This is a genomic window from Tepidanaerobacter sp. EBM-49, assembly GCF_001896645.1.
In the GTDB taxonomy this organism is placed as follows: Bacteria; Bacillota; Thermosediminibacteria; order Thermosediminibacterales; family Tepidanaerobacteraceae; genus Tepidanaerobacter; species Tepidanaerobacter syntrophicus.
In genome coordinates, this window is record NZ_MPPE01000024.1 from 43145 (window position 1) to 59585 (window position 16441).

Annotated in this window: 13 protein-coding genes; 2 read left to right on the forward strand and 11 right to left on the reverse strand. The window is 38.1% G+C overall.

From position 1 onward, the window contains the following. Positions 1 to 10: 10 nt before the first annotated feature. The 11 genes from BUE08_RS03720 to BUE08_RS03770 form a co-directional block, all read right to left on the reverse strand. Positions 11 to 1540, reverse strand: coding sequence for an AbgT family transporter (locus BUE08_RS03720; RefSeq protein ID WP_213997531.1), 1530 nt, complete (start codon positions 1538 to 1540; stop codon positions 11 to 13). Between the two features lie 276 nt (positions 1541 to 1816). Continuing rightward, the gene (locus BUE08_RS03725) at positions 1817 to 3109 is read right to left on the reverse strand and encodes a helix-turn-helix domain-containing protein (protein ID WP_213997530.1); all 1293 of its coding nucleotides are present in this window, start codon (positions 3107 to 3109) and stop codon (positions 1817 to 1819) included. 189 nt (positions 3110 to 3298) lie between these two features. Further along, on the reverse strand, positions 3299 to 4204 hold the full coding sequence (gene rbsK, locus BUE08_RS03730; RefSeq protein WP_213997529.1) for a ribokinase: 906 nt from the start codon (positions 4202 to 4204) through the stop codon (positions 3299 to 3301). Positions 4205 to 4220: 16 nt separating this feature from the next. Then, positions 4221 to 5240: a LacI family DNA-binding transcriptional regulator gene (locus BUE08_RS03735; RefSeq protein WP_213997528.1), complete on the reverse strand. Its 1020-nt coding sequence runs from the start codon at positions 5238 to 5240 to the stop codon at positions 4221 to 4223. Between the two features lie 105 nt (positions 5241 to 5345). Continuing rightward, positions 5346 to 6086 carry a glutamine amidotransferase gene (locus BUE08_RS03740; protein WP_059032001.1) on the reverse strand — a complete coding sequence of 247 codons (741 nt, stop codon included), beginning with the start codon at positions 6084 to 6086 and terminating at the stop codon, positions 5346 to 5348. A gap of 59 nt (positions 6087 to 6145) precedes the next feature. Continuing rightward, on the reverse strand, positions 6146 to 7426 hold the full coding sequence (locus BUE08_RS03745; RefSeq protein WP_213997526.1) for a M20 family metallopeptidase: 1281 nt from the start codon (positions 7424 to 7426) through the stop codon (positions 6146 to 6148). A 30-nt stretch (positions 7427 to 7456) separates the two neighbouring features. Beyond that, on the reverse strand, positions 7457 to 8386 hold the full coding sequence (gene rihB / locus BUE08_RS03750) for a ribosylpyrimidine nucleosidase (RefSeq protein ID WP_213950520.1): 930 nt from the start codon (positions 8384 to 8386) through the stop codon (positions 7457 to 7459). Positions 8387 to 8403: 17 nt separating this feature from the next. Then, the gene (locus BUE08_RS03755; RefSeq protein ID WP_213997525.1) at positions 8404 to 9336 is read right to left on the reverse strand and encodes an ABC transporter permease; all 933 of its coding nucleotides are present in this window, start codon (positions 9334 to 9336) and stop codon (positions 8404 to 8406) included. A 16-nt stretch (positions 9337 to 9352) separates the two neighbouring features. Continuing rightward, complete coding sequence (locus tag BUE08_RS03760) at positions 9353 to 10405, reverse strand: ABC transporter permease (protein WP_213997524.1); 1053 nt, start codon at positions 10403 to 10405, stop codon at positions 9353 to 9355. A gap of 31 nt (positions 10406 to 10436) precedes the next feature. Then, complete coding sequence (locus BUE08_RS03765) at positions 10437 to 11960, reverse strand: ABC transporter ATP-binding protein (RefSeq protein ID WP_213950518.1); 1524 nt, start codon at positions 11958 to 11960, stop codon at positions 10437 to 10439. Positions 11961 to 12071: 111 nt separating this feature from the next. Further along, positions 12072 to 13157: a BMP family lipoprotein gene (locus BUE08_RS03770; RefSeq protein ID WP_059032013.1), complete on the reverse strand. Its 1086-nt coding sequence runs from the start codon at positions 13155 to 13157 to the stop codon at positions 12072 to 12074. A 471-nt stretch (positions 13158 to 13628) separates the two neighbouring features. Here BUE08_RS03770 and BUE08_RS03775 point away from each other — a divergent pair, with 471 nt between their 5' ends. Together BUE08_RS03775 and BUE08_RS03780 are read left to right on the forward strand one after the other, a co-directional pair. Then, positions 13629 to 14975 (forward strand): GntP family permease, encoded by a 1347-nt coding sequence (locus tag BUE08_RS03775; RefSeq protein ID WP_286680383.1) that lies wholly within the window; start codon positions 13629 to 13631, stop codon positions 14973 to 14975. A 196-nt stretch (positions 14976 to 15171) separates the two neighbouring features. Next, complete coding sequence (locus BUE08_RS03780) at positions 15172 to 16293, forward strand: alanine racemase (RefSeq protein ID WP_213950517.1); 1122 nt, start codon at positions 15172 to 15174, stop codon at positions 16291 to 16293. Positions 16294 to 16441 lie beyond the last annotated feature (148 nt).

Genomic DNA, 16441 nt, shown 5'->3' on the forward strand with positions numbered 1-16441 from the left:
TTTGCAAGATTTACATATAAATTCCTGCTCCCGGTCCCAATGGCAAATCTAAGACCATCCACACTATCAATTGCAGTGTCCACACTACCAAAAATATCAATGCATAAGGCAGCATCAAAGACATCAAAGTCCCAATTCCGGCATCTTCATCATAGTACTGAGCAAGACCCAAGGCTATGGGGAAGTATGGAAAAAGCGGTGTTATCGGATTGGTTGAAGAATCGCCGATGCGGTATATTACCTGAGTCATTGCCGGAGAATAGCCTAACAGCATCAGCATCGGTACAAATATGGGCGCAAGTATAGACCACTTGGCAGATCCGCTGCCGATAAACAGGTTTACTATGGTAGAAAGCAATATAATTCCTATAATCAGCGGCAAACCTGTAAATCCCACATTTTGCAGAAATTCTGCCCCTTTTACCGCTATTACAACACCTATGTTAGTCCAGTTAAAATATGCTACGAACTGGCCTATGATAAAAACAAGAACTATGTAACTTGACATGGTTTTTACTGCTTCAGCCATAAGTTTTGGTATGTCGCCGGCAGTTTTTATGGTGCCGACAGTCTTTCCGTATGCCACACCTATTGTTATAAAAAACAGCATTAAAATCGGAATAATACCGTTTAAAAACGGTGAAGGTATAAGTCCTCCGGTTTCAGCATTTCTTAAAATGGCATTTTTAGGCAATGTAGCAGCAGCTAGTATCGCAAGAAATATTAAAGCTGCCTTGCCTGTATTTTTTAAGGCAAGATTTTCAATAGGCGTAAGGTCTTGGTTTTCGGAAACTTTTATCTTGCCTTTGTATTCTCCAAGTCTCGGTGCTATGATTTTGTCAGTGATCCATGCCCCCACAAATGTAAAGATAATCGTCGAGGCAAACATAAAGTACCAGTTAATAGAGGGATTAACTTGGATACTTGGATCTATGATTTTTACAGCTTCTTGAGTTATGCCTGCAAGTAGCGCATCGGTTCCGGCTATTATAAGGTTTGCGGAAAAGCCGGCACAGGCTGCAGCATATCCCGCCATAAGACCTACCAACGGATTTTTCCCCAGGGAAAGATAGATACTTGCCGCAAGTGTCGGTATAATGACTATGGAAGCATCTGATGCAATGTTCCCATTTATGCCTACAAACATTACTGCTAAACTAATAGCCCATAAAGGTGCGCCATACATGGTTTTTCTCATGAAGGCAGACAGCAAACCCGCCTGTTCTGCAAGACCAATACCCATCTGCATAGAAAGCACCAGACCGAGAGGAGCAAAACCGGTAAAGTTTTTAAGGGCATTTACCAGCATCCACTCCACGCCTTCTCGGGTTAAAAGGCTTTTGACCACAACTTCTTCCCCGCTGCCGGGATTTATCGCCGAAACTTGCAGTATAGATAAAACAGCAGATAGAAGCATTATCCCTATAGTCAGATAAACAAACAGGAAAAATGGATGTGGTAGTTTATTCCCTACGCGCTCCACCCAATCCAAAAACCTTTCAAAACTGCCTTTCTGTTTTGTCAACTCATTTTTAGTCACATGATTTCCTCCTTTTCGGCCAAATTTTGGTTATGTGGCCATATATGTTTTATTATGAATTCTTCCTCTTTTTCCAAAATCCTTCTTGATTTTAAAATGTATACAGTATACTTGTCATCGCAAAAATTTATTTATACGAAAAGTCCTTTTAAACATAAAAATACCGGTTATAAGCACCGGTACACTTTTTTTGTAAATTGTTAATTTTTAAGTCGGTTACATCTAATTAAATAAAGTGATGATCTTCATATAATTAGTTTTCTAACCGAACTAGCTCTATATTAATATTTGATATACCCGACTTGGCCTGCCCTTCCCTAATACACTTTTGTTTTCCAAAATTTTAGCCGCTCCTTTTTCTTCCAATTGAGCTAAAATCCTACGAGCGCTTCGTTGACTTATGTTCATACTTTCGCTGAGCTCCTTAGCAGTTACCTTGTTTTTCCCTAAGCGGCGAAGAGAAGATTTGAATTTACTCAAATTTATTACATTCATATTTAGTTTTTTCGCCAGTTCTTCCAAATCTAAATCTGCAACACTTTTTATTGCGCCCTTATCTTCTCGCATAGGTCCAATGGCCTTACCTTCTTCCGTCACCAAAAAGCAGCAGTCGCTTCCGTTTTCCTTAGAAAGCTTTACTGCCTGTCGGGCATTGGTCTCGGCCATCTTCGCTGTTCTGCCGAATCCTATTCCTACGGTTACTTTAAGATTCGTATTGGATTTTAGCGCTCGAAGCAGAGGCGAACCTAAAAATATATCTGTAGATTCTTCCAAACACCCGCGGGTAGTTATTATCATAAATTCTGTGTCATTTATCTTGGTTACTGTAGCGTTCGTCTGATCGCCATAGCCTAAAATTATCTGATAAAGCTCAAGAAGCTTTATTTGCAATTGATAGTTGGAGCTTTCATATAATGTATCTTCAACGTCTTCGACCCTTACTAATATAAGCGCCATTTGAGTTTCCTTAAGCTTGATACTTTCTCCATACATTATCGCTTTTTCCAAGCTGTGCCGGACGCTAGAAATAGTAGGCAATATTCTATAGGCAGGGATGCCTGATTTCTTAAGCTCTTCATAAGTTTTGTTAAGGCACGTCACTGCCGCATGGGTTTTGCCCTCATTCCATAAACTTTTATGATAATCTACAAGTTTTCCATAGGGAAGATATTTATCGTAATCCATTGTGAATACCTGGGTAAGCGGCAGATTAAGTTCCATATAAGTTTCCTCGATATCGCGACGGCTTATCGTATCAAAGCTCAAAGCAGAAACATCTTTGCCATCACGATAAATGTCAAAAAGCACCTTGTAAAGGCTCGTCCCGTTTCTAGGGATATAAACCCCGGGTGTCTCAATATTAACATTGGATTTTACCCAAAAGTAAGGTGCCTGACCACTATAAAGTATTATATCCACATCTTGAACCATTGTTGCAATATCCCTAAGGTCTTCAAAATTTTCATAAGCTTTTTCAACCACCGTAATCTCTCTGTCAAACTCACGCAAGACTTTTCTTAGTAAAATCAGAGAATCTTCCGGTCCAACAATGCCTAGACGTATATTCATGGATCTCGCCTTTCTCCCTATTATTATAGCTGAGTATTTTCTATATTTACTATAATAATGATACACTAAGTCTGAGCAGCAAGTCCAATACTTTTTGATTTCAACAAAAAATCAGCCCCAATACACCCAAATTTTATGGTGTGGTAAGGCTGAATAATTAAAGCGTCGTTTTTAGTAGAGCATTTATATTTATCGCATAGAAAAATAGCTGTCAACCATCTTTCTATCAGGCAGTGATGCTTGAGCACCTTCTCTGCTCACGGTTATACCGGCTGCACATGTGGCAAATTCGATTGCTTTTTCAAGATCCATTCCTTCAGAAAGCCCAACTGTAACAGCACCTACGAAAGCATCACCTGCTGCCGTCGTATCTACCACAGGAAATGACATAGCGGGAAAGTGTTTTGTTGTTTTCTCATTTACTAACATAGAACCATTTCCGCCCAATGTTACAATCACATTTTCAATGCCTTTTTTGTGCAAGCTTTTTGCCATATCTTCTATCGTGCCGCTGTTATTGCAAAGAATTGCAAGTTCTGTTTCATTGGGAAGTATCATATAGATACCTTCTAGCGTTTCATCGCTTAGCAAATGGGCGGGAGCCGGATTTAAAATTACCTTAATATTTTTCTTCTTGCAGAAATCAATTACGTATTCTATGGTACTAATTGGTATTTCCATTTGGAGTATACAGTAGTCAGCATCTTGTAAAATACATTCATACCTTTTTATTTGTTCAATGTCAAGCCTGCCATTGGCTCCTTGATTTACGACAATTGTATTATCGCCTTTGTCCGAAACACATATATATGCTGTTCCGGTAGGAAAATTTGTATCGTATTCTACGGCTTTTGCTTTCACATTATTATTAACTAATTCATTATATAGTTTTTTGCCATAAGCGTCATCGCCAAGCCGGCCTATCATATAAACATTGCCGCCTAATCTGCTTGCTGCAATAGCTTGATTGGCCCCTTTGCCTCCGCCATAAAGCTGCTGACCTTTTGCAAGCACCGTCTCGCCTATAGTAGGGATATGAGGCACCCTTATGACTACATCCATATTAATACTTCCAACTACGACAATTTTTTTCAATCTATAACCCTCCTACTCAGGTTTCAACTTTATCAGCGGGATAAGCAACGCTTTTTCTTACAGATAGTGTAGGTTTGTATTCCACCCTCAACTGTTTTAGTTCCTCGTTTTTAATCTTTTTTATTAGCATGGCTGCTGACATTATACCCATCTCATAAGTCGGCTGTTTCACTGAAGTTAGGGGAGGCGACAGTATTTCTGATAAAAATATGTCATCAAAGCCGACTACGGATATATCATAGGGGATACTCAGGCCCTCATCATGAACTGCTTTATATACCCCATATGCCATCATGTCGTTTGAGGCAAAGATTGCAGTTGCTCCTGCTTTTAAAAGTTTTTTTGCGCCAAGTTCTCCGCTTCTTGTTTTAAAATTACCCTCATATATTAACTCCTCATTAAAATCAATATGTGCTTCTTTTAGCGCCTTTTTGTAACCCTCAAGACGTTGTATTGCAAGTTTAGGTTTCAGTGGCCCTGTAATGCATCCTATTGCCTTATGCCCAAATTCTGTTAAATGCTTCGTCGCAAGGTAGCCGCCCATGACATTATCAATAAATACAGCCAATATATCTTCATCATCAAATGCCCGGTCAAGTACTATAACGGGAAAGCCTTTCCTGCTTAGTTCTCTGATTGCGCTATGATTTGACAGTGCTGTAGAAAGAAAAACTATTCCATCCACATGTTTCGACTTTAAAACGCTTAAGTATTGGTTTTCTTTTTCGGGATCATCGTCTGTATTGCAGAGGATAACATTGTAACCTTCGCAATTTGCTCCATCTTCTACACCTCTGGCAAGCTCGGCAAAAAAAGCATTGGATATGTCAGGCAAGAGCAGGCCTATAGTATTAGTTTTCTTAGTCACAAGGCCTGTAGCCAATGCACTTGGAATATAATTATATTCGTCAATTACTTTTAATACTTTATTCCTTGTTTTGTCACTTATATCATCATCTTTTTTATTAATTATTTTAGAAACTGTGGTAATGGATACGCCGGCCTTTTCAGCAATATCTTTAATTGTAATAGACATATCGTTTCTTCCTTAAAAAATTTATGATGTTTTCTACAGAATATTACATAATAGTTTAACTTACAAAATAAATATCATAAAAAAGAGTAGAAAGTCAAAATAAACTTACTTCGTCAGGTAATCCATTAAATTTGCCCAAAGTATATCATAAAATTCCCAATTTACAAAAGCAGGGGGACCCCAATGAGGCGCACAGTCAGATGTAAATACTGCTGATTTCCCCTTTCCAAATTCGCCGACGGCTATAAAAGGATCGCCATCTATTGTGGCTATTACCTCTCCTTGAGGAATTGGTTTTGTTTTATTATAGCCAAGAAATTGTGGCCATTCCTCTGGGATTCCTCTAAAAACCTCATGTTCTTTTACAATTATGGGCGATATGCCTTCAGGATGTTCTGCTCGGTCATCTATTTTTAGGCACTCTACCGGCAAGATATCTTTTACAGGTGTAAATCCATATCTTGCTTTCGCATCAATTCCCGAAAAAGACATATAGCCTCCAATCATCATAAATCCTCCGCCTTGGTAAACATATTCTTTTAGAAGTTCACACCTGTTTGGTGTCTTTATACTTTTAGAAAACGTTTCCGGGCTTAGGAGTAAAGTATTCGATCCTATATCGGATAAGATAACGCAAGAATAGGTGTTCAATTCCGCTATAGAAGATGGAAATTGCACTGGAGCAAGATGGTTTGGAATAAATTCGACCACATATCCTGCTTTTTCAATAGCTTTGCGTATGTATTCCACGCCTTCTTCATATACAACAGTAGAAAAGCTGTCAAAGCCTTTTATATGAGTAGTTTGGCTAACCCATGATTCTCCAGCAATCAAAACTTTCTTCATTAGTTTTCCCTCCTGTTTTGAGCAAAGTTGCCCAAGCAAAGTTGCCCACTTATTTAATTTTATCCCTGGCACCATTCTAAGATCAAATTCGCATATATCAATATAGATTTGAAATACTGTTCCATATCAATAAATTCATTTATTGCATGGCATTGGCTCGGTGAACCCGGTCCAAATTGTACAGTTGGACATTTGGCAATATTTTTCCAAACTCTTGCATCACATCCAGACGGCGAACCTACAATCTTTATTTCCTTACCTTCTGCTGATCCATATGCGCGTTCAAATGACTTTACAAATTCATGATCCTTTTCCATTTCAAACGGGCCGCCGGCTTGATATATTGATACGCGAGGCTTGTGATCTTTCAGCCAGTCATCCCCCTCGCAAGCTCTATAAATTGCTCCTGTGTACTCCTTAACAACTTTCTCATGATTCATAGAACCCGGTAAATAATGCACACATGTTTTAAAACAACAATAATCTGCAACAGTAGAACCTGCTACACCGCCATTAATAACACCCACATTTGAAGACGGTCCAGGCAGAAGAATATGTTTATGCTGCATAAGCCACTTATGCTCGAGCTCGTCTATTGCATTCATTATCTTCACAGCTTTTTCTATAGCGCTTACCCCAACCCATTTCATCCCTGAGTGAACCGCCAGTCCCTCTATTTCAATTTTAAAAAATATAAAGCCCATGTGTGCGATAACAAGTTCTAAATTTGTCGGTTCGCAAACTACAACTCCATCAGCCTTTTGGCCATTCATTGCGGCTATGATAGAACCATTGCCGCCGCCTTCCTCATCTATAACAGAAGTAATTATTACATCCCCTGGAAGTTCGATTCCTGCCTCCTTTAGAAGATCAACAGCCATTATAGGGGCCATTAATCCGCCTTTCATATCACAAACTCCAAGACCGTACATTTTCCCATTTTTAATTATAGGCTCATGAGGTGGTGTATTCCATTTATTTACATCACCGGCAGGCATAGTATCTATATGGCCATTAAACATTATGGACTTGCCGCCGTTTCCCTTGAAAGTAGCGTATACATTAAACCTGCCATCGTAATTGTGGCCTAAGTTGCCCTCATTATATAGATTAAGACTCTTTTCCAGAATTTCTTTGCTAGGAAAGTCTTTAACAATTGAATCTGCATTCATTTGCTCAAATAATTTTATCAAATATTCCTGCCCTTTTTGTTCTAATCCGCCGTCAATGCCATGACCCAATACATGAGTATCAATTGCCACAAGTTGGGAAAGTTGCAATGCATACTCGTCTTTTTTCTTGTCCAAAATTGACTTTAATCTATCATTTTTGGCATCCATAAAATTGTCTCCTTAATGAGAGTTAATTTTTTAATTATAAAACTTAATGCATTCCTCTACTATATCCCAGAATTTTTCTTGATTTAGCTTTACTCCAACTTTAGCATTTGGTTCATTTTTCGTTACATGAAAATAGTCGCAGAGTGTCCTCCCATAACATTTTTCGCTTCTTATCTCAACTTCAACAAACATAGATCGTGTTTCAACACAGCTAGGATCTATTAAATAAGCAATACAAGTGGGATCATGTAGAGGTCCTCCTTCCCACCCGAAGACCTTTTTCTGTGTGGAATTAAAAAACCTCATTAGATCTACGAATAGTCGGGCAGCTCTGTTATTTATTTTATCCATTCTGTCTACTATGCTTGGGTAACACAGAGCTTGTCTTGTTAAGTCAAGACCCATCATTACAATTGGTCTCCCCGAAGTAAATACTACATAACCGGCTTCGCCATCTGCTGCCATATTAAATTCTGCAGCAGGCGTAACATTGCCCAGTTGATAAGCTCCTCCCATCAAGACTATTTCTTGGATTTTATCTAATATCTTCGGCTCTCTTCGCATAGCCATTGCTATATTGGTAAGCGGCCCTGTAGGCACAAGGGTTATGTCGCCATTAGAGGCCATTAAGGTTTCGATTATAAAATCAACTGCATGCTTCGGCTCGGCTTTTCTGGTAAGCGGCTCGAATGTGGGTCCATCTAATCCGGTTGTGCCATGAATATCCTCAGCTATTATTTGTTGAGAACGAACCAACGGCAAACTGCATCCGGCATATACAGGCACATCAATATCTAAAAATTGGCAGACGTTTAATGCATTTCTTGTTGTTTTTTCTAATACCTGATTACCTGCAACTGTAGTTATTCCTAAAAGCTCTATATCTGGATGTTTTGCCGCCATCATAATTGCTACAGCATCATCATGCCCCGGATCACAATCTAAAATTATTTTTCTCATATAGTTCAGCACTCCTTTTATTTTTGTAATAAAGAACTCTTCATTTTCTCTCTTCTTTTAGCACTGCGCCACAAAGAAACAGATAAAACTAATATTGTTATAATATATGGGAGCATTAATACAAATTGTGAAGGCCATCCATATGCCTGCAACCTTCCTCCTATACTGTCGATAAGTCCAAAAAGAAGACTGCCTATCCAAGCTAAGACAGGATTTGCGCCTCCAAAAAACATAGCTGCCACTCCCATGAAGCCTCGTCCATTTGTCATGTTTTCTATAAACATTTTAGAATATCCAATCGACAAATGGGCTCCTGCTAATCCTCCTAGCAACCCGGAAATTGCCATAATTTGGTATTTGATACTTTTAACATTTATACCTGCAGTCTCGGCAGCCATTGGCAAGCGCCCCACAGAACGCAAGCGCAGCCCCCACACCGTGTGATAAAGCACAAATGTTAATGCCAAAACCATCAAGATACCTATTACTTCCATCAGAGACCAATTATTAAATATTCCATTAAGATACTTATATTTTTCAAGGAATCCAAAATGGAGGCGAGGAATACCCGCAATTTTGGGATCTGTAAAACTTCCTGTTGTTCCCAAAAACTGTTTAATCCCGAATTTCGTAACGGCCAGAGCGAGCATATTTATTGCCATTCCAATTGCAGTTATATCCGCATTATACTTGATACTTGCAACAGCCATAATCATTGCCATTATAACTCCGACTATCATCGCCACAGCAATACCTAAAAGCCAATTGCTTGTCAAATAACTTACTAAAACAGCTGAAAATGCTGAAACAAGCATAATTCCTTCTACGCCTATATTTAATATATCGCCTTGCTGTGTAATCACTGCCGCTAATGTTGCAAATAAAATCGGCGTAGAAGCTCTTATAGTGGAATATATTAAAGTATAATCAAAAATAGTGCCCAGATCCATTTATAGCATCCTCCCCTTAATCTCGTTCGCTAACCGAAGCTTGAACTGTTTTCATTCTCTTCTTCTTATAAAAAGAAAATAAATTTTCCATGGTTGCAAATATGATAAATATCGCTATTATAGTATCAACGATCGATTTAGGTAAACCTGTATAGCGTTCCATACCTAAGGCTCCAGCCTTTAAGGCAGCTATGAAGAATGCGACAAATGGCACCATTTTCATGTCGCCCTTAACCATAAGCACAACTAACATTCCATCAAATCCGACTCCTGAAGAAAAGCCGTCTAAAAAATATCCATATACTCCTAAAACTTCAATGGCACCTGCCAAGCCGCCTACTGCGCCACTTAGAAGCATCGAATTGATTATTGTTTTTTTAGGATTTATTCCTACGTATTCTGCATGCATAGGATTTAATCCTACACTCTTAAATCTGTATCCAATTGTTGTATTTTGTAATATCCAATAGATAATTGCAACGATTGCTAGTGCGATAAAAAGGCCTGTATTTGCTTGACTTGGCTTTAAAATCTTTGTCAACTGGGCCCCTTCTGCAATTGTTGGGGTTTGAGGCACGCCAGTCTTTGCGCTAAGCGGACCATTGACCAAATATGAAGTAATATATGTCGCAACATAATTCATAAGTATAGTTACACATATTTCATTGACGCCAAGATAAGCTTTCAAAGATCCTGGTATATATGCCCATGCTGCGCCAACGATGACAGCAATAGCAAGGCACATAAGTATTAAAATCGGACCTGGGACACTCGTAAATGTAAAACCTACCCAAGCTGCTGCTATCGCTCCTAAGTATAGCTCTCCATCGACGCCAACATTAAAAACGCCAACGCGCGAAGCTACCAGAAAAGCCACGGAAGTCAAAAGAAGAGGAACAAATTTTTGCAGTGTTGTTCCAAAGTTTAATTTACCGACAAAAGCGCCTCTTAGAAGTTGAATATAGGCCTCGATTGGATTATGACCCAAAAACAGCATTATCAGCCCGCCAATAATTGTTGACAAAAGAATTGTAAGGAGGAGGTTTAGATATTTGTTTGTTTGCTCCATAGTCTATATCATCCCCGTTTTAATTAAATGTTCACAAGCTAACTTCAGTTTCTCCGCCCATCATAAGTATACCTACATTTTCTTCATTGGCTTCCTCAGCATTTAAAATGCCCATTATTTTGCCTTCATACATAACAATAATCCTGTCAGAAAGCGAAAGTACTTCTTCTAAATCAGCCGAAATTAGAAGGACTGCTTTGCCTTCTTCTTTAACCTTATTAATTTTACTTCTTATATATTCAGTAGCGCCTATATCTACTCCTCGTGTAGGCTGAGCGGCAATTAATAATTTAGCATCTGCATCGATTTCCCTTGCAATTACAACTTTTTGTGCGTTTCCGCCCGATAAAGAACCTGCTAAAGCCCAGGGGTTATTCGGCCTTATATCAAATGTTGAAATTAGCTGTTTTGCAAAGCTTTCAATTGATTTGCGGTTTTGAACAATACCCTGTGCTAATGGTTCTTTGTCATATTTTAGAGCAACTAAATTTTCCGCAACATTCATTTTTAAGTTTAGGCCTCTTGTATTCCGATCCTCTGCAATATGAGCTACTCCGGCTTCTCTTATTTGTAAAGGAGAAAGATTGGTTACATTTACATTATCAACAGTTATCTTGCCGCGCTCTACCTTTCTTAATCCTGTCAGTGCTTCTACAAGTTCGCTCTGGCCATTTCCGTCCACGCCAGCAATGCCAACAATTTCTCCTGCTTTTACATCAAATGAAATTCCACGTATTTTTGATAATTCTTTTTCACCTGATGTCCACAAATCATTTACTTCTAATATTTTTTTTCCAGGGTTGGATTCCTTTTTCTCTATATTTAGAAATATCTCGCGTCCTATCATCATTTTGGCTAATTCATTTTTATTTGTGTCTGATTTGTTAACAGTATTTACATACTTTCCCTGGCGCATAACAGTAATTCTGTCTGAGATTTCCATTACTTCATTTAATTTATGTGAAATAAATATTATTGATTTGCCGTCTGCTTTCATATTGTTTAGGATCTCGAAGAATTTTACAGTTTCCTGGGGAGTTAAGACGGATGTAGGTTCATCAAAAATAATAATTTCTGCACCTCTATAAAGAGTCTTTATTATCTCAACTCTCTGGGCTTCACCTACTGAAATTTGATTAATTTTTTTATTCGGCTGTATGTCCATTCCGTAAGTATTAATGTATTTTTTAATTTCTTTTTCTGCCGCATCAAAATCTATGACGATGCCTTTTCGAGGTTCAAAACCCAATATAATATTCTCAAGCACTGTTAAATCCCCAACAAGCATAAATTCTTGATGAACCATCCCAATTCCGTATTGGATTGCTATTCTAGGGGTTAGCTCTCTTACTTCTTCTCCTCTGATTTTAATTATTCCAGAATCTTTTTGATGTATGCCATATAGTATTTTCATCATTGTAGATTTGCCAGCGCCATTTTCACCTATTAATGAATGTATCTCGCCTTTGCGCAAATTAAATTGTCCATTTTGAATTGCTTTTACATCGCCAAAGCTTTTTGTGATATCTATCATTTCTATAATATATTCATCCATTAATATATACCCCGCTTGTAGATTTTTAGGATTGCTAGTTTTTATTAAACTAAGGAATAACCGAGCATAAAGCTCAATTATTCCTTAGAAAAGGCTTTTTGCTATTAAAGGTTACTTTCTTCCAAATCCTTCATAAGCATTCACTTTAATTTCTCCGGATTTAACTTTTTCTTCCAGTTCTGCTATTTTCTCAGGAATATCTTGAGGGAACTTATCTCCCAGAGCTTCCTTCATTACTGACATATCCGTCAAGCTTACTCCGCCCTTATTTATATCGAGGTATTCTGTAGTGTTGCCTTTATAGGTTCCTTTTACTACTGACTCTATTACTAAATAAGTAGCATTATCCACTCTTTTTACCATAGATGTTAGAATATGGCCGGGATATACATCGTCTTGATTCATATCGACTCCGATAGCATACTTGTCTGCTTCTTTAGCTGCTTCTAGTACACCCATGCCAGTGCCCGAAGCTACGTTCATGACAATATCAGCACCTTGGCTGTATTGAGCAAGAGTTAGTTCTTTGCCTTTCAAGGGATCGTTAAATGTTCCTGCAAACGACTGCAAAATTTTTATATCAGGATCAATGTACTTTGCTCCCTGCTCATATCCTACAAAAAAGTCATGTAAAACCGGGATATCCATTCCGCCTACCCATCCGATTACTTTATCAGCATTCACATTAGGTACTTGCGTTTTTGTTGTAAACATTGCTGCTGCAGCGCCCGCAAGAAATGATCCTTCATTTTGTGCAAAAGTAGTAGATACGATATTATCTCCTTTTGTTACTCCATCAATTAATGCAAACTTTATATCAGGAAATTCAGGGGCGTGTTTTGCAAGAATATCTTGAAACTGGGTCGAAACACATACAACTAAATCATATCCTTCAGATGCCATAGCTACTACATTAGATTCCCATTCAGCCGGTTCTTTCGATTCCAATTCTTTTAACTCGATGCCAAAATCGTTTACAGCTCTCATAGCGCCTGCATGAGCTGAATCATTAAAAGACTTATCTCCTAAAAACCCGGAATAGACCAACGCAACTCTAAGTTTTTTAGACCCGGCGGCATTATCGCCGGATGTTTCCTCTTTTGAAGAATCAGCTGGTTGAGATGACTGTGATGAACAGCCGGCTACCATCACCATAACGAAAACAAAGATTAACATGACACTAAGGATTTTTTTCATTTAACTTTTCCTCCCTGATTTAAATTTATTTTAATTTTATAAATTAGCTGGCCACAATATTTATTGTGAGCAGCTGTAAAAAGGTAAACCGTATTTGTGTAAAACGCAAAACCGCCTGCCGCAAAGAGTGTATAAATCTTACTCAGGGCTTTTTGTCATTCATCTTTACTAACTAAAACGCTTTACTAAAACGCTTTAGTTTATTATATTATTGATTATTAAAATTGTCAAACATGTATAAATATATGAATTTTGACGATAGCAGCAGAAAGTAAAAGCTAAATGTGATTTAATCATGCATTTGGTTCTAATAGAAAAAATTAGCTATTCAAAGAAAAGAGACAGTAGTATTATTAAATATAAATTAAATACTTAAGGATAAATTAAATATTAATTAATTTCTTATTGACTTTCTACTCTTGATAATGTTAGAATTAGAATTGCCAAAATAATCAAGAAAGGACGAAGAAAATGAACCCTTTATTCACTGTTTTTTCAATTGCTATTTCTATTTCTGTATTAGTTTTTTTAACAGTTAGAGTAAAATTACATCCATTCTTTTCTTTAACTGCAGCGGCATTTACTTTTGGAATCTTAACCGGTCAGTCTATCCCAGACATCATAGCTGCATTTTCATCAGGACTAGGCAGCACAATAGCCGGAATCGGTGTTGTCATTGCCATCGGGACAGTTATGGGTGCTTTGCTTGAAAAGAGCGGAGCAGCAGAAACAATGGCCAAAACTATTTTAAAAATTACCGGCCCAAAACATGCTGCATTGGGATTGGCAATTACCGGCTACTTCGTTTCAATACCGGTTTTTTGCGATTCAGCTTTTGTAATACTTTCTCCTTTGGCAAAACGTTTAAGTAGGGATACAAAGGTTAGCATGACTACAATGGCAGTATCTTTGGCAATGGGCCTTCATGCAACACATATGTTGGTTCCACCTACACCAGGTCCTTTAGCTGTTGCCGGTATTTTAAACGCAGATCTGGGACTTGTTATTCTTTTGGGTATGGTTGTATCAATACCTGTTACTCTAGTTGGCTACTATCTTGGAACACGTTTTGGCTCAAAATATTATTATCTCCCATCTGATACCGAGGAAATCGTTAATGACAAAAAACTGCCTGGTGCTTTTCAAGCATTTTTACCCATTTTATTGCCAATTCTCTTAATGTTCCTAAATACAATTTCCTCACTGGAAAGCGCTCCCTTTGGAAAAAATAATTTTATTACAGGATTTTTTGCAGCAACAGGTCAGCCTGTATCCGCCTTGCTTATTGGCTTAATTTTTGCATTTATCACATATCGCAGCATTTACCCTGAAGATAATTTAGTCTGGACATTTGATGGTGCTTTTGGTGAAGCTTTAAAAACTGCAGGTCAGATAGTCTTAATTGTAGGTGCAGGCGGAGCTTTTGCATCTGTCCTTAGGACCTCAAATCTTGAGGAAATGGTGACAATGTATTTTTCCGGAATGACCATAGGTATACTCATTCCATTTATAATCGGTGCAATATTTAGGACCGCCATTGGCTCAGGCACTGTCGGAATGATTACGGCTGCATCTATGTTGCTGCCTCTCCTTGATGTTTTAGGTTTTACAACTCCTATGGGTCGAGTCATTGCAATGCTTGCTTGTGCAGCTGGTGGGTTTATGGTATTTCACGGCAATGATGATTTCTTCTGGGTAATCACTACTACGTCTGAGATGAAGCCTGAGGTTGCTTATCGGACTTTGCCGATAATCAGCATCGCTCAATCCCTTACTGCCATTGTTTTAGTATTCATTCTTCAGGCCATCTTTTTGTAAATCTTTTGCTAAATTTGACTTTAATTTAAATATCCTGTTAAAATCTTGGTTTTTATACTTATTTTTCAATGGCACATTCTTAATTGAACTTTTACAAACTTTGTAATGCCATCAAGATTAGAGCCATAATAATTTAAAGATATGGCAAAATTAAAATTATAAACTAAAATGTTACTAATTTAAGGAGGATTCAATTATGGAAAAGAAAGAACTTCAAACACCGGCTATACTAGTTGACCTGGATATTTTGGAAAATAATATTAAGAAGGCTCAGGCACTGTGTGATGCAAATGGCAAAGAGCTGTGGCCAATGATAAAGACCCACAAAAGCACAGAGATTGTAAAAATGCAGCAAGAAGCAGGAGCCGCCGGGTTTTTATGCGGCACATTAGACGAGTGCGAGGGACTGGCGAAGGCAGGTATCAAAAACATCATGTATGCATATCCTGTCGCAAGCCCTGTAAATGTTCAAAGGGTTATTGATCTTAGCAAAAAATGCAATTTTATTATAAGAATCGATAATTACGACGGGGCAAAGATGCTAAATGATGCGGCAGAGGCTGCGGGAATTAAAGTAAATTATACGATTATAATTGACAGCGGATTACATCGCTTTGGTATTTTGCCTGAAAAGGTATTAGATTTTGCAAACTCATTAAAGGATTTTAAGGCTCTAAACTTTTTAGGTATCTCAACACATCCGGGCCATGTTTACTCCGCTTCAAAGCAGGAAGATATCCCGCTTTATGTAAAAGATGAGAAAAATGCTGTAAAGGCCGCAGCAGATTCCCTCAGAGCTGCAGGGTATGAGTTGAAACTTATAACCAGCGGCTCCACACCTACTTTCTATGATGCAGTCTTAGATGAAAATATCAACGTTTTCCATCCCGGCAATTATGTATTTATGGATAATATCCAGCTTTCTACAAATACAGCAAAAGAATCAGATTGTGCGCTTTTTGTATATGCTACAGTTATTTCTCATCCTTCAGAAGAATTATTTATATGCGATGCAGGGGCCAAATGCCTCGGCCTTGACCAGGGTGCTCATGGAAATACTGCAATCAAAGGCTATGGACATGTAAAAGGGCATCCGGAGCTTACCGTTTTTAGTCTTTCAGAAGAGGTTGGCAAGCTTCATGTAGAAGGAAAAACAAATCTTAAAGTCGGCGATACGATTGAGATTATACCGAATCACAGCTGTTCTACCGCAAATCTTACCAGCTACCTTATAGGCTGCCGCGGTCAAAAAGTTGAAAAGCTTATTAAAGTTGATATGAGAGGAAATTCTACTACTAAGGGAGTAAAGCAAGAATAAAGAGAAAAGAGCACAGAGACCAGCTAACTAAAGTCAAGTCATTTTAGAGAGCACAGAGGGACGGTTCTTTTGTGTTGTCAGACAACACAAAAGAACCGTCCCTTGTAATATGAGATAGAAGGGTTATCCATTTTTTAATGCAGCAAAA